At 69.8% G+C, this 17,053-nt stretch carries 16 protein-coding genes; 6 read left to right on the top strand and 10 right to left on the bottom strand.

What is annotated here, in order from left to right; translation table 11 throughout:
• Positions 1–16: 16 nt before the first annotated feature.
• The 4 genes from INQ48_05860 (at position 17) to INQ48_05845 (ending at position 2,784) form a co-directional block, all read left to right on the top strand.
• Positions 17–394, top strand: coding sequence for a dihydroneopterin aldolase (locus INQ48_05860; GenBank protein QRF58769.1), 378 nt, complete (start codon positions 17–19; stop codon positions 392–394).
• Positions 395–452: 58 nt separating this feature from the next.
• Complete coding sequence (gene ttcA / locus INQ48_05855; GenBank protein QRF58768.1) at positions 453–1,397, top strand: tRNA 2-thiocytidine(32) synthetase TtcA; 945 nt, start codon at positions 453–455, stop codon at positions 1,395–1,397.
• Positions 1,398–1,443: 46 nt separating this feature from the next.
• Positions 1,444–2,070, top strand: coding sequence for a DUF4136 domain-containing protein (locus INQ48_05850; GenBank protein ID QRF58767.1), 627 nt, complete (start codon positions 1,444–1,446; stop codon positions 2,068–2,070).
• Between the two features lie 66 nt (positions 2,071–2,136).
• The gene (locus tag INQ48_05845) at positions 2,137–2,784 is read left to right on the top strand and encodes a histidine phosphatase family protein (GenBank protein ID QRF58766.1); all 648 of its coding nucleotides are present in this window, start codon (positions 2,137–2,139) and stop codon (positions 2,782–2,784) included.
• Between the two features lie 9 nt (positions 2,785–2,793).
• Here the strand turns inward: INQ48_05845 and INQ48_05840 are convergent, their stop codons facing one another.
• The 8 genes from INQ48_05840 to INQ48_05805 form a co-directional block, all read right to left on the bottom strand.
• Positions 2,794–3,840 (bottom strand): ABC transporter permease, encoded by a 1,047-nt coding sequence (locus tag INQ48_05840; protein QRF58765.1) that lies wholly within the window; start codon positions 3,838–3,840, stop codon positions 2,794–2,796.
• Positions 3,837–5,342: a sugar ABC transporter ATP-binding protein gene (locus INQ48_05835; protein QRF58764.1), complete on the bottom strand. Its 1,506-nt coding sequence runs from the start codon at positions 5,340–5,342 to the stop codon at positions 3,837–3,839. The genes INQ48_05840 and INQ48_05835 overlap by 4 nt, the downstream gene beginning before the upstream one ends.
• A gap of 7 nt (positions 5,343–5,349) precedes the next feature.
• Positions 5,350–6,432, bottom strand: a complete 1,083-nt coding sequence (gene torT, locus INQ48_05830; GenBank protein ID QRF58763.1) for a TMAO reductase system periplasmic protein TorT — start codon at positions 6,430–6,432, stop codon at positions 5,350–5,352.
• 65 nt (positions 6,433–6,497) lie between these two features.
• Entirely contained in the window at positions 6,498–7,475 is a 978-nt protein-coding gene (locus tag INQ48_05825) for a biotin-dependent carboxyltransferase (GenBank protein QRF58762.1), read from the bottom strand.
• Entirely contained in the window at positions 7,465–8,373 is a 909-nt protein-coding gene (locus INQ48_05820) for an allophanate hydrolase subunit 1 (GenBank protein ID QRF58761.1), read from the bottom strand. The genes INQ48_05825 and INQ48_05820 overlap by 11 nt, the downstream gene beginning before the upstream one ends.
• On the bottom strand, positions 8,370–9,782 hold the full coding sequence (locus INQ48_05815) for an acetyl-CoA carboxylase biotin carboxylase subunit (protein ID QRF58760.1): 1,413 nt from the start codon (positions 9,780–9,782) through the stop codon (positions 8,370–8,372). The genes INQ48_05820 and INQ48_05815 overlap by 4 nt, the downstream gene beginning before the upstream one ends.
• A gap of 13 nt (positions 9,783–9,795) precedes the next feature.
• On the bottom strand, positions 9,796–10,044 hold the full coding sequence (locus INQ48_05810; GenBank protein ID QRF58759.1) for a biotin carboxyl carrier domain-containing protein: 249 nt from the start codon (positions 10,042–10,044) through the stop codon (positions 9,796–9,798).
• A gap of 50 nt (positions 10,045–10,094) precedes the next feature.
• Positions 10,095–10,868 (bottom strand): 5-oxoprolinase subunit PxpA, encoded by a 774-nt coding sequence (locus tag INQ48_05805; GenBank protein QRF58758.1) that lies wholly within the window; start codon positions 10,866–10,868, stop codon positions 10,095–10,097.
• Between the two features lie 222 nt (positions 10,869–11,090).
• Between INQ48_05805 and INQ48_05800 the strand changes: the two genes are divergently transcribed.
• Entirely contained in the window at positions 11,091–12,017 is a 927-nt protein-coding gene (locus INQ48_05800; GenBank protein ID QRF58757.1) for a LysR family transcriptional regulator, read from the top strand.
• A gap of 15 nt (positions 12,018–12,032) precedes the next feature.
• Here the strand turns inward: INQ48_05800 and INQ48_05795 are convergent, their stop codons facing one another.
• Positions 12,033–15,182, bottom strand: a complete 3,150-nt coding sequence (locus INQ48_05795; GenBank protein ID QRF58756.1) for an efflux RND transporter permease subunit — start codon at positions 15,180–15,182, stop codon at positions 12,033–12,035.
• Positions 15,179–16,408, bottom strand: coding sequence for an efflux RND transporter periplasmic adaptor subunit (locus tag INQ48_05790; GenBank protein ID QRF58755.1), 1,230 nt, complete (start codon positions 16,406–16,408; stop codon positions 15,179–15,181). The genes INQ48_05795 and INQ48_05790 overlap by 4 nt, the downstream gene beginning before the upstream one ends.
• A 184-nt stretch (positions 16,409–16,592) precedes the next feature.
• On the opposite strand from INQ48_05790, the gene INQ48_05785 reads away from it, so the two are divergent.
• Entirely contained in the window at positions 16,593–17,051 is a 459-nt protein-coding gene (locus INQ48_05785; protein ID QRF58754.1) for a hypothetical protein, read from the top strand.
• Positions 17,052–17,053 lie beyond the last annotated feature (2 nt).

The following is a 17,053-nucleotide window of genomic DNA, read 5'->3' as shown; positions in this document are numbered from 1 at the left end:
TTTCGAGCCCCACCCGATGTCACCCACCACCCCCCTCGGGCGCCAGACGCTCACCCTCCACGGCCTGCGCTTCGACGCCAACCTCGGCATCCTCGAGCAGGAGAAGGTCGCACCGCAGCCGATCCAGGTCGATGCCGAGCTCAACCTCGGCCCGCAGCCGCTGCTGCCCAAGGACGATGACATCTTCCACGTGCTCGACTACCGCAAGGTGCGCCGGATCATCATCGACGAGTGCACGGCCGAGCACGTGAACCTGCTCGAAAGCCTGATCGGCAAGCTCGCGCAGCGCCTGCTGCAGCTGCCCGGCGTGCTGGGCGTGCGCGTGAAGATCGCCAAGCTCGAGATCTTCGAGGACTGCGAGGTCGCGATCCGCATCGAAGCCGGGGAATGGTGATCCGGGGCAAAATCGCCCCCTTCCCCCGTTTTTTGCTGCCCCGGGCAGCCCTTTTGCCATGAACGCCGTCTGGATCGACGAGGCGCCCGTCGCCGACGCCTCCGCCTCGCCCTCTCCCGCCAACTCGATGAAGATCGAGCGCGAAACGCACAAGCTCGAGAAACGTCTGTGCCGCGAGGTGGGCCGCGCCATCGTCGACTACAACATGATCGAGGAAGGCGACAAGGTCATGGTCTGCGTGTCGGGCGGCAAGGACAGCTACGGCCTGCTCGACATCCTGCTCAAGCTCAAGGCGCGCGCGCCGATCCACTTCGACATCGTCGCGGTCAACCTCGACCAGAAGCAGCCCGGCTTCCCCGAGGAAGTGCTGCCGAAGTACCTGAGCGATCTCGGCGTGGCCTTCCACATCGAGAACCAGGACACCTACAGCATCGTCAAGCGCGTGATCCCCGAGGGCAAGACCACCTGCGGCCTGTGCAGCCGGCTGCGCCGCGGCATCCTTTACCGCGTGGCCGACGAGCTGGGCGCCACCAAGGTCGCGCTGGGCCACCACCGCGACGACATGCTGCAGACCTTCTTCCTCAACATGTTCTTCGCGGCCAAGCTCAAGAGCATGCCGCCGAAGCTGGTGAGCGACGACGGCCGCCACGTGGTGATCCGGCCGCTGGCCTACGTGGCCGAGAAGGACCTGGTGCGCTGGGCCCAGCACCGCGAGTTCCCGATCATTCCGTGCACGCTGTGCGGCAGCCAGGAGAACCTGCAGCGCAAGCAGGTCGGCGAGATGCTGCGCGAATGGGAGCGCAAGTACCCGGGGCGCATCGAGAACATGTTCAGCGCGATGCAGAACGTGGTGCCTTCGCACCTGCTCGACGGAACGCTGCACGACTTCAAGGGTCTGAAGCCGACGGGCGTGGCCGACGAGAACGGCGACAAGGCCTTCGACACGCCCTCCTTCGACCCGCTCTCCCAGGCACCCGCCGCCCTTCGCATCGTCCAGGGCTGATCCGGCTACCCAGGGGAATTTGGGGCCCACCGGCCCGGAGACCCTCATGAAACGTGCTTTTCCTGCTCTGCTTCTAGTAGCAACACTGTCCGGCTGCGCCACCTCCTGGGTGGTCGACAGCGACGTGAAGAGCTTCTCCGCCATCGACACCGTTCCCGCCGGCGCCACCTACCGCTTCGAGCGCCTGCCCTCGCAGCAGGCCAACGGCGAGCGCCAGGCCTCGCTCGAGGCCATGGCCGCCGCCGCGCTCGAGCAGGTCGGCCTGCGCCGCGACGACGCCAACCCGCGCTACACGGCGCAGATCAGCGCCCGCGTGACCACCACGCTGTCGCCCTGGGCCGATCCCTGGCTCTGGGACGGCCCCTTCGGCTACGGCTACGGCTACGGCCCCTACGGCTACGGCCGGCGCTGGTACGGCGGCGGCTGGTATGGCGCGCCGGTCATTCCGCAGGCCTCGAACCCCTGGTACGAGCGCGAGGTCGGCGTGGTGCTGCGCGAGCTCGGCAGCAACCGCGTGGTCTACGAGACCCGCGCGCGCAACGACGGCCCCTACACCGCGAGCGCCGCGGTGCTGCCGGTGATGTTCCAGGCCGCGCTGCAGGGCTTCCCGAAGCCGCCCGAGGGCGTGCGGCGCGTCAACATCGAGCTGCCGACGGCAAAGAAGCAGCAGTAGCGGCTCACTCCGGCCCCGTGGCGGGACGGCACGATCCGAAATGCCGCCCTCCTAGAATTTCGCACGATGGAAGAAATCACCCGCCTGATCGCCGTTCGCCATGGCGAAACCGCCTGGAACGTCGACACGCGCATCCAGGGCCAGCTCGACATCGGGCTCAATGCCACCGGCATCTGGCAGGCCCAGCGCGTGGGCCAGGCGCTGGCCGACGAGCCGCTGGCCGTCATCTACGCCAGCGACCTCTCGCGCGCCTGGCAGACCGCGCTCGAGATCGCCAAGCCGCACGGCCTCGAGGTCCGGCCCGAACCCGGCCTGCGCGAGCGCGCCTTCGGCCGCTTCGAGGGCATGAGCTTCGCCGAGATCGAGGCCGAGCTGCCCGAGCAGGCCAGGCGCTGGCGCGAGCGCGATCCCGAGTTCGAACCCGAGGGCGGCGAGAGCCTGCTGGTGTTCCGCGAGCGCATCACGCGCGTGGCCGCCGACCTGGCCTCGCGCCACACGGGCGAGCTGGTGGCGCTGGTCGCGCACGGCGGCGTGATGGACGTGCTCTACCGCGCCGCCACGCGCCAGGAGCTGCAGGCGCCGCGCACCTGGCAGCTCGGCAACGCGGCCATCAACCGCATGCTGTGGAGCAGCGAGGGCTTCAGCCTCGTGGGCTGGAGCGACATCGCGCACCTCGCGGCCGAGGGCGGGCCGCGCGACGAGTTCGCCAACTAGCTCAGTGCGTCAGTGCGAGCCGGGCGCCACCATGCGGTGGCGCAACTGATCGGCCACCACCGCCACGATCAGCAACGCGCCCAGCACCACCATCTGCAGGTACGACCCCACGCTCGCGAGGTTCATGCCGTTCTGCACCAGGCCGATGAAGATCGCGCCCATCACCACGTTCGGCACCCGGCCCATGCCGCCGCGCAGGCTCACGCCGGCGATCACGCAGGCCGCGATCGATTCCAGCGCCACGGTGCCGCCGAGGTTGGCTTCGCCGGTCTCGACGCGCGCGGTCAGCAGCAGGCCGCTGACGGCCGCGAGGCCCGCGCACAACAGGTAGGCCACGAGCAGCACGCGCCGGGTGTCGATGCCCGACAGCGCCGCCGCCTTGGCATTGCCGCCCACGGCCAGCAGGTGGGTGCCGGTCGGCATGCGGCCCATCAGCACGCCCATGGCCGTCACGCAGACCGCCGTGACCCAGATCGGGACCGGCACGCCCAGCAGCGTGCCGAAGCCGAACAGCTCGCTGAAGCCCGCGGGCAGACCCGACACCGGCACGCCGCCCGTGAGGTAGAGCGCCAGGCCGAAGCCGATCGACTGCACGCCCAGCGTGACGATGAAGGGCGAAACGCCGATGAAGGCCACGCCGATGCCGTTGACCAGCCCCACCGCGAGCCCGGCCAGCATGCCGCAGGCGCAGCCCAGCGCGATCGCCAGCCAGGCGGCGTCGGGCAGCGCGGCGCCGAAGAACTGCATGGCCAGCGCCGCCACCACCGAGGTGATCGCCATCACGGTGCCGACCGAGAGATCGAAGCCGCCGGTCACCAGCGCCAGCATCTGGCCCATGGCCACCAGGATCAGGTAGACCGACTGGCGCAGCAGGTTGATCAGGTTCTGCACCGTGAGGAACTGGTCCGACAGGGTGCCGAACACCACGAAGGCGATCGCCAGCATGAAGGGCAGCACGCCCAGGCGCAGGAACAGGGCGCGCAGCAGGGCCAGCGCGCGGCCGGCGGGCCCCGGTGCCGAAGACACGGCGGTGGCGACGGAGGAAGACGAAGTCATGGCTTGTTGTTCTCGCTGGAACCGAAGAAGAGATTGAGCACGGCGGTCTCGCCGATGGCGTCGCCCCGCAGCTCGCCGGCGATCTCGCCGCGGCACATCACGTAGACACGGTGGCTCAGGTGCAGCACCTCGGGCAGGTCGGAGGAGATCACGACCACCGCCGCGCCGCCTTCGCAGAGCTTGCGGATCACCTGGTAGAGCGCGCTGCGGGTGCCGATGTCGACGCCCACCGTGGGCTCGTCGAACACGTAGAGCGCGGCGTCGCGCGTCATGCCCTTGCCGAACAGCACCTTCTGCTGATTGCCGCCCGACAAGAGCGCCACCGGCCGCTCGAGGTTGCGCGGCGCGAGCTCCACGCGCTCGGCCGCGGCCGTCGACAGCCTTCGCCCGAGCCGCTTGCGCAGCCAGCCGCCATGGCCGCGCAGCGGGCCGTGCACCAGCGGCAGCGTGATGTTGGCGCGCGAGCTGAAGCCCAGCACCAGCCCCTCGCCCTTGCGGTCGGGCGGCAGATAGAACAGGCCCTCGTCGAGCAGCCGGCGCACCCTGGCGCCGGTGCGCGGCTGGCCCTTGAACAGCACGCGGCCCGCGCTCACCGGGTCGAGCCCGCAGACCGCGCGGAACAGCTCCGACTTGCCGCAGCCCACGAGGCCGGCCAGCCCGACCACCTCGCCGCGCCGCACCCTGAGGCTGGCGCCGCGCACGCCGTTGGGCGAATGCAGGCCCTCGACCTCGAGCACCGTCTCGCCGGGCGCAAAGGCGATGCGCGGATAGACCTGTTCGATGGCACGCCCGCTCATCAGCTCGATCAGGCGGTCGGCATCGGTCTCGCGCGCCTCGACCGTCCTGACCTGGCGGCCGTCGCGCAGCACCGTGATGCGGTCGGCGATCCGCGCGATCTCCTGCATGCGGTGCGAGATGTAGACGATGCCCACGCCGCGCGCCTGCAGCCGCGCCACCAGCTCGAACAGGCGCTGCGTCTCGGCATCGGTCAGCGAGGCGGTGGGCTCGTCGAGGATCAGCACCGAGACCTCGCCGCGCAGGCCTTTGGCGATCTCCACCATCTGCTGCTGGGCGCGCGTGAGGCCGGCCACGGGCGCATCGACGTCGATCGCGAAGCCCAGGTCGGCCAGCATCGCGCGGGCACGTTCGCGCAGCGCGCCGCGGTCGAGCAGGCCGCCGCGGCGCGGCTCCTCGCCAAGGCTCAGGTTCTGCGCCACCGACAGCGTGGGGATCAGCGAGAACTCCTGGAACACCGCGCTGATGCCGTGGCGCCGCGCGTCGTGCACGTTCGCGAAGCGCACCGGCTCGCCGCGCAGCCGGATCTCGCCGGCGCTCGGCACATTGGCGCCGGCCAGCAGCGAGATCAGCGTCGACTTGCCGGCGCCGTTCTCGCCGAACAGCACGTGCACCTCGCCCGCGCGCAGCTCGAAGTCCACGCCGTCGAGCGCCAGCACGCCCGGATAGCGCTTGCCGAGTCCGCGGGTCTGCAGCAGGGGTGGCATCGCGGGCCTACTTGACCTCGAACACCGGCTTGAAGCCGGTCGGCGGCAGGATGTCGGCCTGCTTCACGCTCTGGATGTTGCTGCTGTCGACCACGAAGATCTTCGGGCCCACGTGCTTCGCGACCTCCTTGCCCTCGAGCAGGCGCACCGCCTGGTCGACCGCGATGCGGCCCTGGATCACCATCGAGTCGGCCGGCGCCGCCACGATGCGGCCGCGCTGGATGCCCTCGTAGACGCCCGGCGTCATGTAGAAGGACAGCACCTGCACCTTCTTGTCGAGGTTGCGCGAGCGCAGGATGCCGGTGGCGGCCTCGGCCGTGACGGCCGTGCCGGCCACGTAGGCCAGGTCGGGGTTGGCCTGCAGCACGTCCTCGATCAGCTTGCTCTGCGCTTCCTTGCCGGTGTCGCCGTACTTCGGATCGAGCACCACCACCGCGCTGCCCTTGACCGCCTCCATGAAGCCCTTGTGCGCGGCCTCGACCCAGCCCGCGCCGGCCGGGCCCGGGAACCAGCCGACCTTGACCGGCGGCGAACCGGCCGGGTGCTTCTTCGCGAGGTAGGCACCGGTCGACTGGCCCATGGTGTGGAAGGACACCAGCGACTTGGCCGACAGGTCGGGCGAGTTGATGCCGTTGACCAGGTCGATCACCGGCACCTTCTTCGCGGCCGTGGCCTTGATGACGTTGTTGAGCCCGTCGCCCGAGATCGCGCCGATGATCACCGCGTTGGCACCGCGCGCCACGCAGTCCTCGATCTGCGATACCTGCTTGCCGAGATTGGTGTAACCCCCCGCGTCGACCACCTGCAGCTTCACGCCCTGGCGCCGGGCCTCCTCGATCACGCCGTAGTCCACGCCGAGCCAGTAGGCGTCCTTCATGTGCGGGAACGACACGCAGAGGTCCCACTTCTTCGAGGCCTTGGGCAGCGGCACGTAGTCGATGGGCTTCTTCGTGCCCTCGGCCGAGAAGGCGGGCTCGGTGGCCTCGGCCTTGTAGGGAAACCAGTCGGCGGCCGAGGCACCGCCGTGCCACAGCACGGTGGCGGCGAAGGCGGCGGCGGTCAATGAAACGCGCAGGGGCAAGCTGTTCATGAAGAACTCCTAGGTGGCAACGGGGAAGAAAACGGTTGGGGTGGGCGGCCTTGCCGCCCAGGCGCTCAGTCGGCGAGCGCGGCGCGCAGGCGGTCGATGCGCCGTCGTCGCTCGGCGCGCGCGGCCAGCGCCTGCGCCATGTCGACCGCGACGAAGCGGGCCTTGTGGTTGGGCTGCATCTGGGCGATCAGGTCCATGTCGGCGCTGATCACCGTGCCGACCATCGCGTAGCCGCCGCCCGAGACCGCGTCGCGGTGCAGGATGATCGGCTCGCGCCCGCCCGGCACCTGGATCGAGCCGTAGGGATAGCCGGCATCGACGATGTTCGACGGATCGGCGCCCGCGCCGAAGGGCGGCGTGCGCTCGATGAACTTCAGCGGCGTGCCGTTCTTGTAGCGGTAGCCGATGCGGTCGGCCTCCGAGCCCACGCTCCAGGTGTCGGCGAAGAAGCTGCGCACCGAGTCCTGCTGCAGCCGGTGGAAGTAGATGCCGGGCAGCACGCGCAGCGTCACCTCCTTGGCGAGCACCGGCAGCAGCTCGGCCGCCACGCCACGCCCGGGCCGCGCGCGCGCCGAGGGCGTGCCCACCGGCAGCCGGTCGCCGGCCAGCAGCTTGCGGCCCTCGAAGCCACCGAAGGCGCCGAGGCCGTAGGTCGAGCGGCTGCCGAGCACCAGCGGCACGTCGATGCCGCCGGCCACCGCGATGCACATGCGCGCGCCCAGCAGCATGAAGTCGAAGCCCAGCACGTCGCCGGCCTGCACCGCGAAGGCTTCGTTGCGCGGCCTCTCGGCGCCGTTGAGCTTGACCTTGGCCTGCGCGCCCGTCACCGCCACCACGGCGGGCGCATCGAAACGCAGCTCGGGCCCGAGCAGGGTGCTCTCGATCACGGCCGCGCCCTCGTCGTTGCCCACCAGCAGGTTGGCCAGCACCAGGCCCTGCTGGTCGAGCGCGCCCGACAGCGGAATGCCCAGGTGGTAGTAGCCGGGACGGCCCGCGTCCTGCACGCTGGTCGCGAGGCCGGGCTTGAGCACTTCAATCGCCATGGAGCACCTTCAGCAGCTGTTGGTTGTAGCCGTCGGGATCGGCCAGGAATTCCTGCAGCGAGAACGACACCGGCGCGATGCGCAAGGTGTAGTCGCCGGCCTCCACCTGCGCCACCTGGCGGTCGTACTCGGCGCGGTCGATCGGCTTCCACTTGACGATGTCGCCGGGGCGGAAGAACACCATCAGCTCCTTGAGGTAGGGCAGGCGCTGGGCCGGATCGAAGATCGGCGCCGGCGTGACGCCGAACATCTGGTAGCCGCCGGCCCCGCGCACCGAGTAGATGCAGCTGAAGCAGCCGCCGTGGCCCAGGGTGAGCCGCGGGGTGTCGGTGCGCGGGCTCAGGTACTTGGGCACCTCGAGCTGGCGCTCGCGCTCGACCATCTGGAACAGGAAGGGCAGCCCGGCCACGAAGCCCACCATGGAGACGAACCACGGCGCGCCCGAATGCGCGGCGATGAAGGCCTCGACCGAGTCGTGGCCGTTGATGCGCGCGGCGTATTCGATGTCGGTGCTGGCCGGGTCCTGGTGGCGCTCGCGAAAGCGCATCAGGGTCTCGTGCGTCCACGGGTCGTTGTAGAGCACGGGGATCTCGACGATGCGGGTCGAAAGCCGAAGGTCGGCCTCGCCGATGCCGGCCTCGATCCCCTCGAGCACGGCCTGCAGCGCGTCGGGAGCGATCAGGTCGGGATCGAAGCGCACCAGGTAGGCCGCGTTGGCCGGGCAGATCTCGGTGACGCCCGCGATCTCGCCGGCCTGCACGCGGCGGCGCAGCTCGTTGCAGATCGCCATGCCCTTGAAGAAGGCCGGCAGTGACATCGATTCGCTGATCTCGACGAACAGGTGCTCGTCGCCGCCGAAGCTGTAGCGGGCCTGGGCCGGGAGGATGGCAGCGGTCATGCGGGCACCTTCTCGGGCGTAGGAGCAGGAACGGGAGCGGCCGGCTCGGCCAGCGGATGCGCCGCGAGCCACTGCTCGAGGAAGCCGGTGTGGAAGGCCGCGGCCGCGACCTCGGCGTCCTCGCACAGCGCGCGGTGCAGCGGGATCGTGGTGTGGATGCCCTCCACGCGCAGCTCGCCGAGCGCGCGGCGCATGCGCGCGAGCGCGGCGGCGCGGTCGCTGTCGTGCACGATCAGCTTGCCGAGCAGCGAGTCGTAGTAGGCCGGCACGTTGCAGCCCGCGAACATCAGGGTGTCGAATCGCACGCCGGGCCCGCCCGGCACCGCGAGCCGCGTCACCAGGCCCGGGCTCGGCATGAAGTTCTTCGCGGCGTTCTCGGCGTTGATGCGCACCTCGATGGCGGCGCCGTCGAGCCGGATGTCCTCCTGCTTCAGGCGCAGCGGCTGGCCCAGCGCGATGCGCAGCATCTCCTTCACGAGGTCGATGCCGGTGACCATCTCGGTGATCGGATGCTCGACCTGGATGCGGGTGTTCATCTCGATGAAGAAGAACTCGCGCGTGTCGTCGTCATAGAGGTACTCGAGCGTGCCCGCGCCGCGGTAGGCCACGGCGCTCGCGAGGCGCAGCGCCGATTCGCACAGCGCGGCGCGCGTGGCGGCATCGATGGCGGCCGAGGGCGCTTCTTCCCACACCTTCTGGCGCCGGCGCTGCAGCGAGCATTCGCGCTCGAAGCAGTGCACCACGCGCTGCCCGTCGCCGAGGATCTGCACCTCGATGTGGCGTGCCTTGCGGATGAAGCGCTCGAGGTAGACCTCGCCGTTGCCGAAGGCGGCCTGCGCCTCGGCGGTGGCGGTGGCGAACTGCTGGCGCAGCTCGGCCTCGTCGTGCGCCACGCGGATGCCGCGCCCGCCACCGCCGGCCGAGGCCTTGATCATGATCGGATAGCCGATGTCGCGCGCGAGTTCGACCGCCACGCCGGCATCGCTCACCACGCCGGCGCTGCCGGGCACGGTCGGCACGCCGGCCTTCATGGCGGCGGCGCGCGCGGCCGCCTTGTCGCCCATGGTGCGGATCGCATGCGGCGTCGGGCCCACGAACACCAGGCCCGCGGCCTCGACGCGCGCCGCGAAGTCGGCGTTCTCCGAGAGGAAGCCGTAGCCCGGATGCACGGCGCCCGCGCCGCTTTGGGCCGCGGCCTGCAGGATGGCGTCGGCGCTCAGGTAGCTCTTGCTGGCATGGGCCGGGCCGATGCGCACGGCCTCGTCGGCCATCTGCACGGCCAGGCTCTGGGCGTCGGCGTCGCTGTAGACGGCGACGGTCTTCAGGCCCAGCTCCTGCGCGGCGCGGATCACGCGCACCGCGATCTCCCCGCGGTTGGCGATCAGCAGCTTGTCGAATGCAGCGGTCATCGCGTCGTCTTCCTCAGGCGGTCTCGATCACGGCCAGCGGCTGGCCCGGATCGACCGGCTCGGCGTTCTCGACCGCGAAGCGCAGCAGGCGGCCGGCCGCGTCGGCCGTCACTTCGCTGAACTGCTTCATCACCTCGACCAGGCCCAGCACGTCGCCCACGGCCACCGTGTCGCCCTCGGACTTGAACGGCGGCGCGTCGGGCGCCGAGCGGCGGTAGAAGGTGCCCGGCAGCGGGCTCAGGACTTCATGGGTAGCGGACATGGGATGCACTCCTGGGGACGGAACGGAAAACGGGGAAGGGAAAGAGGGGATCAGCCCTGCGCGGCGAGCCCTGCAACCTCGATGCCATGCGCGGCCAGCGCGCGCCGCGTGGCCTGCACCAGCGCAAGCGCACCGGGCGTGTCGCTGTGGATGCAGACCGAGTCGAAGCCGATGGCCAGGTCCTCGCCCTCGACCGTGCGCACCGTGCCCTCGGTGCAGGCGCGCAGCACCTTGGCCGCGACCGCCTCGGGGTCGAGCGCGCCGACGCGCCGCGTGAAGACGATGGAGCCGCTCAGGTCGTAGTCGCGGTCGGCATAGAACTCGCGCACCACCGGCTGGCCCAGCTCGCGCGCCACGCGGCAGGTGACCGAGGACTCCATGCAGAACAGGCGCAGGCCGGGCTCGATGCGCTGCAGCGCCTCGACCAGCGTGCGCGACAGCGCCTCGTCGCGCGCCGCGTGCATGTAGAGCGCGCCGTGCGGCTTGATGTGCTGCAGCGCCAGCCCCTCGAGCCGCGCGAACTCGCGCAGCGCGCCGAGCTGGTAGACCATGTCGTTGACCAGTTCCTCGGCCGGCGCCTGGATGTGGCGCCGGCCGAAGCCCACGAGGTCGCGAAAGCCCGGGTGCGCGCCGATGCCCACGCCGTGCTCGCGCGCCAGCGCGACCATGCGACGCATGATGTTCGGATCGCCGGCATGGAAGCCGGTGGCGATGTTGGCCGAACTGATCAGCGGCATCAGTTCCGCGTCGACGCCATCGCCGATGGTCCAGGGGCCGAAGCCCTCGCCCATGTCGGAGTTCAGATCGATCCGCTTCTTGTTCACGTGTGACAGCCTTTGTTCGATGGACGGGCCGAAGATTAGTGAGCGGTCCAAAGGCTGAAAAGCATTGTTTTCCGCGCGCTCGGTATCTGAAAAACAGATGCTGCGCGGCGGCGCATGCCTTGCTACGCTGGCGTCACTCGCTCGCGCGGTATCGGGTTTTCACCAACCCATGCACCGGCTGCCCCGCGTTGCCGATACCGATCCACTCCCCGAAGCCCCGCCATGTCCCTGACCCTTCGCCAGCTCAAGTACTTCTCGGCGGTGGCCGAGGCCGGCCGCATCTCGCACGCGGCGCTGCAGCTCAACATCTCGCAGTCGGCCGTGACCACCGCGATCCGCGAACTCGAGGAGATGCTGGGCCAGCAGCTGTTCGAGCGCCATCCGCACGGCGTGGAACTGACCAAGGGCGGGCGCCGCTTCCTGAGCCATGCCTACGCGGTGCTGGCCGCGGCCGACGAGGCGCAGCGCATGCCGCATGAGGACGCCGCCGTGCAGGGCGAGCTGACCATCGCCGCGAGCTACACGGTGCTGGGCTACTTCCTGCCGCACCACCTGCAGCGCTTCGAGCAGCTGCATCCGCAGGTCACGCTGAAGGTGCACGAGGTGGCGCGCGAGGCGATCGAGGAAGGGCTGATCACGCGGCGCTACGACCTCGGCGTGGTGCTGACCTCGAACGTGGTGCTGCGCGAGCTCTCGCTCGAGACCTTCTTCGGCTCGCAGCGGCGGCTGTGGGTGCCGGCCAAGCACCCGCTGCTCGACAAGGCCGAGGTCACGCTGGCCGACGTGGCGGCCGAGCCCTACATCATGCTCACGGTCGATGAGGCCGCGGCCACCGCGCTCAAGTACTGGGGCCGCACGCCGCACCAGCCCAAGGTGCGGCTGCGCACCAGCTCGGTGGAGGCGGTGCGCAGCACGGTCGCCAACGGCGGCGGCGTGACGGTGCTGTCGGACATGGTCTACCGCCCGTGGTCGCTCGAGGGCAAGCGCATCGAGACCATCAACCTGCGCGACCCGATCCCCACCATGAACATCGGGCTGGGCTGGAAACAGGGCGTGGAGTTCTCGCCCGCGATGACGGCGCTGCGCGACTACTTCCGCCAGCTGTTCCTCGATCCCGCGTCGGCGCGGCAGGGGCGCGGGCGCGCCTGAACGCGCCGCGCCCGTTCAGGCGTGCGAGACCTCGGCCTGCGCTTCCTTCGGCAGGTCGACCATCGGCCCGCTGCCGCTGTAGCGGTCGAGCGCGAGGTAGATCGCGGGCGTGATGTAGAGCGTGATCACCTGCGAGAAGATCAGCCCGCCCACCACCGCCACGCCCAGCGGCTGGCGCAGCTCGGCGCCGGCGCCCAGGCCCAGCGCGAGCGGCAGCGCGCCCATCAGCGCGGCCAGCGTGGTCATCAGGATCGGGCGGAAGCGCAGCCGGCAGGCCTCGCGGATCGCCTCCACCGGCTGCAGGCCCTCGGTGCGCTGCGCGTCGAGCGCGAAGTCGATCATCATGATCGCGTTCTTCTTCACGATGCCGATCAGAAGCAGGATGCCGATGGTCGCGATCAGCGTGAGGTCGAAGCCGAAGATCTTCAGCGAGATCAAGGCGCCCACCGCTGCCGAGGGTAGGCCCGCGAGGATGGTGATCGGATGGATGTAGCTCTCGTAGAGCACGCCCAGCAGCACGTAGATGACCAGCACCGCGAGCACCAGCAGCACGGCCTGGCTGGACTGCGAGCTCTGGAACACCGCGGCATCGCCCCCGTAGGTGGTGATGATCGACTGCGGCATCTTGAGCTCTTCCTTGAAGCGGTCGATCTTGGCGGTGGCGTTGCCCAGCGGCACGTCGGGGCCGAGGTTGAACGACACCGTCACCGCCTGCAGCTGGCCCTGGTGGTTGACCGAGGTCGGGCCCACGGTGCGCTCGATGCTCGAGAAGGCCGACAGCGGCACCAGCCGGCCGGTGGTGCTGCGCACCGACAGGCGCGAGACGTCGTCCTCGAACTGGCGGTCGTTATCGGCCGCCGAGAGGATCACCTGGTAGGTGTTGCTGGCCGCGTAGATGCTGCCGATCTGGCGATCGCCGTAGGCGTTGTAGAGCGCGGTGCGCAGGTCGCCCACGGCCACGCCGAGCACGCCGGCCTTGTCGCGGTCGATCTTCAGCGTGGCCTGCAGGCCGCGGTTCTGCGAGTCGCTGGTCACGTCGCGGAAGTCGGGGTCGGCGCGCATGCGTTCCATCAGCCGCGTGGCCCAGGGCACCATCTCGCCGGCGTTCACGCTCTGCAGCGTGTACTGGAAGCGCGCCTTGCTCTGGCGCCCGCCCAGGCGCAGGTTCTGCACCGGCTGCATGTAGACGGCGATGCCGGGGATCTCGCGGAAGCGCTGGCGCAGCGACTCGAGCACCTTCGACATCTTCGGCCGCTCGCCGCGCGCCTTGAGCACCGCGAACAGCCGGCCCGAGTTCTGCGTGGCGGTGGGGCCGCCCACGCCGACGAAGGAGCTCACGTAGTCGACGCTGGGGTCGGCCATCAGCGCGTCGGACACGCGGTCCTGCAGCGCCTTCATGGCGGTGAAGGAGATGTCCTCGGCGGCCTCGGTCGTGATCTGGATCTGGCCGATGTCCTCCTCGGGGAAGAAGCCCTTGGGGATCGTGATGAACAGCCAGGCGGTGACAACGAAGGTGGCGCCGGCCATCAGCAGCATCAGCCCGCGGTGCGCCAGGGTCCAGTCGAGCGTGCGCATGTAGCTGCCATGCACCCAGCGGTAGCCGCGCTCGAAGGCGCGGCCGATCGCGGTGCCGGGCTCGGGATGCTCTTCTTCATGGTCGTGGCGCGCGCCGCCCTCGGGCCGCGGCACCTGCTTGAGCAGCCGGCTCGCGAGCATCGGCACCAGGGTCAGCGAGACGATCGCCGACACCAGCACCGCCAGCGCCACCACCACCGCGAACTCGTGGAACAAGAGGCCGATCACGCCCGGCATGAAGAAGATCGGGATGAACACCGCCACCAGCGAGATCGAGATCGAGACGATGGTGAAGCCCACCTCGCGCGCGCCGCGCAGCGAGGCCGCCAGCGGGTCCATGCCCTTCTCGACGTAGCGCATGATGTTCTCGAGCACCACGATCGCGTCGTCCACCACCAGGCCCACGGCCAGCGTGATGCCCAGCAGCGAGACGTTGTCGAGGCTGTAGCCGAAGGCATAGAGCAGCGCCACCGCGCCGATCAGCGAGATCGGGATGGTGGCGGCCGGGATCAGCGTGGCGACCAGTCGGTGCAGGAACAGGAAGATCACCAGCACCACCAGCGCGATGGTGCCCAGCAGCGTGAGCTGCACGTCGTGCACCGCCTCGCGGATCGACAGCGAGCGGTCGTTGACCATCTGGATCTCGACCGACTGCGGCAGCTCGGCCTTGAAGCGCGGGATCAGCGCGCGCACCGCGTCGACCACCTGCACCGTGTTGGCATTGGGCTGGCGCTGCACGGCCAGCGAGATCGAGCTCTGGCCGTTGAAGCTGCTGGCGGTCTTGACCGACTCGAAGCTGTCCTCGATGGTCGCGACCTCGTCGAGCCGCACCGGCGCGCCGTTGCGCTGGCCGACGATCAGCTTGGCGAAGTCGGCCGCGCGCGTGAGCTGCTGGTTGGCCTGGATGGTGAGCGTCTGGCGCGGGCCGTCGAGCACGCCGACGGGCGTGTTGGCGTTGGCCGAGTTGACCGCGCGCGCGAGCTCGTCGAGCGTGATGTTGCGCGCGTTGAGCAGGTCGGCATTGGCCTTGATGCGCACCGCGAAGGCCTTGCGGCCGTACACGCCCACCTGCGCCACGCCGTCGATGGTCGACAGCGTGGGCGAGATCAGGTTCTCGGCGTAGTCGTTGAGCTCCGAGGGGTTCATCGACGGCGAGATCAGCGCGATGAACAGCACCGGCGCATCGGCCGGGTTGACCTTGCGGTACGAGGGCAGCTGCGTGAGCTCCTGCGGCAGCTGGCGCTGCGCGCGCAGGAGCGCGGCCTGCACGTCGACCGCGGCGGCGTCGATGTCGCGGCTGCTGACGAACTCGAGCGTGAGCGAGGTCACGCCCTGGGTATTGACCGAGCTGATGGTCTGCAGGCCCGGGATGGTCGAGAACTGCTTCTCGAGCGGCAGCGCGACCGAGCTCGCCATGGTGTCGGGACTGGCGCCCGGCAGCTGCGCATTGACGTTTATGACGGGCGTGTTGTAGCTGGGCAGCGCCGCGACCGGGATGCTGAAGTAGGCGAAGATGCCCACCACCACGACGGCCGCGGACAGCAGCACCGTCATCGCGGGACGGCGGATGCACAGCTCTGAAATGTTCATGCGCGTTCCCGCTGGACCGAGCGGATGTCGACGCCCTCGGACGACGCCGCGCTGCCGGGCGTCACGCCCGTGGTGCCGCCGGGCGCGGCCGGGGTCGCGGGCGCGTCGCCGCGCGGCTTGTCGTCGATGCGCACCTTGCCGTTGGGCCGCACGTTCTGGCTGCCCTCGATCACGACCTGCTCGCCGGGCTCGACGCCGCTGACCGCGACCCTGGTGCCGAAGGTATGCAGCGTCTTCACCTTGCGGCGGCTCGCGTTGCGCTCCTTGTCCACCACGTAGAGCGAGGTGCCCTCGGGCAGCATCATCAGCGCCGCCGCCGGCACCACCGTGACGCCCTCGAGCGTGCGCACCGTGATGCGGGTGCCGACGAACTGGCCGGGCCACAGGCTCTGGTCGGCGTTGTCGAACACGGCCTTGGCGCGCACGGTGCCGATCTGCGGGTCGACCGTGTTGTCGACGAAGTTGAGCGTGCCCTGCAGCGTGTCCTTGCGGCCGGTGACCACGGCCTCGACGCGCGAGCGGGTGCGCGCGGCGGCCAGCAGGTCCTGCAGGTTGGCCTCGGGCACGGGGAAGCTCACGGCGATCGGGTCGAGCTGCGTGACCGTGACCAGCGACAGCGTGGGCTGCACCAGCGTGCCCGGGTAGATGTTGACGGCGCCGATGCGGCCCGCGATCGGCGCGCGCAGCTTGGTGTAGCTCAACGCCACCTGGGCCGACTGCACCGCGGCGCGGTCGGCCGCGACCGCCGCGCGCTGCGCCTCGAGCTGCGACAGCGTGGCATCGGTCGCGCTCTTGGAGATGAAGTTCTGCGCCAGCAATTCCTGGCTGCGCTTGTACTGGCGCTCGAGGTCGGCCAGCGTGGCCTCGTCGCGCTTCTGCTGGGCCTGGGCGCGCGCCAGGTTGGCCTGGTCGTTGCGGTCGTCGAGCGTGAAGAGTAGCTGCCCCTGCTTCACGAACTGGCCTTCCTTCACGTGCACCACGTCGACCGTGTTGGTCACCTGCGGGCGCAGGTCGACGCTGTTGAGCGAGACCACGCTGCCGTTGACCTGCACCGTGACCGGCACGTCCTGGCGCACGGCGGTGGCGAGCGTGACCAGCGCGGTGGGCGCGGCGGCCGGCCCCTTGGCGCTCTTCGCCGCGGCGCGCTCGCCCGAGCCGCTCCACCACCATCCCGCGGCGGCGACGATCGACACGCCCACGAGGGCGATGACTGCGTTCTTCTTCATGGGTTTTTGTGCACTTTGGGCTGACAGCGGCAATTGGATCGCGGGGGGTTCCGAGTGTCCATCCACGCCGTAAAGAAAAGTAAAGGCCAGGGCGCCGCGCCCGGTAAAAACGGTCGGGATAAGCACCGATGGACAGGCACCCCGCTCGCTAGAATCCCCGCTCCACAGCCTCTGGATGAACCCCATGAACCGCTGCAAGACACCCACGAACGCTCTTCATTTCATAGCAGCCTGCGCAATGCTGGCAGCCACTTCCAGCGTCTTCCCGCTCCAGGCGAGCGCGCAGGACGCGGTGCCCCGGCCGCAGACCCAGAACGAATCGCTGGTCGGCGGGCGCAATTTCCCGGTCGGCACCCTGCGCGGCAAGTTCCGCGTGATCGACGGCAACGACGTGATGCTCGACGGCCGCCCCGACCGGCTCGCGCCCGGCGCGCGCATCCGCAGCGGCCAGAACATGCTGGTGATGAGCGGCGCGATCACGGGCCAGAACCTGCTGGTCAACTACACGCGCGATGCCGCGGGCATGCTGCGCGAGGTCTGGATCCTCACGCCCGACGAAGCCACCGCCAGCCGCGAATCGCTGAACAAGCCCTTCCTCAACATCTGGCCCTTCGTGCAGAACGACACGGTCAACACGCAGTAGGC

Origin of the sequence: Variovorax paradoxus (assembly GCA_016806145.1) — a bacterium.
Classification (GTDB): Bacteria; Pseudomonadota; Gammaproteobacteria; order Burkholderiales; family Burkholderiaceae_C; genus Variovorax.
This window is presented reverse-complemented; position numbering and strand designations above follow the sequence as displayed.

Coding starts and splice junctions, on each gene's coding strand:
- INQ48_05815 (QRF58760.1), bottom strand. CDS start 9,782: ATGACCGCTGCATTCGACAAGCTGCTGATCGCCAACCGCGGGGAGATC.
- INQ48_05785 (QRF58754.1), top strand. CDS start 16,593: ATGAACCGCTGCAAGACACCCACGAACGCTCTTCATTTCATAGCAGCC.
- INQ48_05835 (QRF58764.1), bottom strand. CDS start 5,342: ATGCCACCCCTGCTGCAGACCCGCGGACTCGGCAAGCGCTATCCGGGC.
- INQ48_05810 (QRF58759.1), bottom strand. CDS start 10,044: ATGTCCGCTACCCATGAAGTCCTGAGCCCGCTGCCGGGCACCTTCTAC.
- INQ48_05795 (QRF58756.1), bottom strand. CDS start 15,182: ATGAACATTTCAGAGCTGTGCATCCGCCGTCCCGCGATGACGGTGCTG.
- INQ48_05790 (QRF58755.1), bottom strand. CDS start 16,408: ATGAAGAAGAACGCAGTCATCGCCCTCGTGGGCGTGTCGATCGTCGCC.
- INQ48_05860 (QRF58769.1), top strand. CDS start 17: ATGTCACCCACCACCCCCCTCGGGCGCCAGACGCTCACCCTCCACGGC.
- INQ48_05825 (QRF58762.1), bottom strand. CDS start 7,475: ATGGCGATTGAAGTGCTCAAGCCCGGCCTCGCGACCAGCGTGCAGGAC.
- ttcA (QRF58768.1), top strand. CDS start 453: ATGAACGCCGTCTGGATCGACGAGGCGCCCGTCGCCGACGCCTCCGCC.
- INQ48_05845 (QRF58766.1), top strand. CDS start 2,137: ATGGAAGAAATCACCCGCCTGATCGCCGTTCGCCATGGCGAAACCGCC.
- torT (QRF58763.1), bottom strand. CDS start 6,432: ATGAACAGCTTGCCCCTGCGCGTTTCATTGACCGCCGCCGCCTTCGCC.
- INQ48_05850 (QRF58767.1), top strand. CDS start 1,444: ATGAAACGTGCTTTTCCTGCTCTGCTTCTAGTAGCAACACTGTCCGGC.
- INQ48_05800 (QRF58757.1), top strand. CDS start 11,091: ATGTCCCTGACCCTTCGCCAGCTCAAGTACTTCTCGGCGGTGGCCGAG.
- INQ48_05820 (QRF58761.1), bottom strand. CDS start 8,373: ATGACCGCTGCCATCCTCCCGGCCCAGGCCCGCTACAGCTTCGGCGGC.
- INQ48_05840 (QRF58765.1), bottom strand. CDS start 3,840: ATGACTTCGTCTTCCTCCGTCGCCACCGCCGTGTCTTCGGCACCGGGG.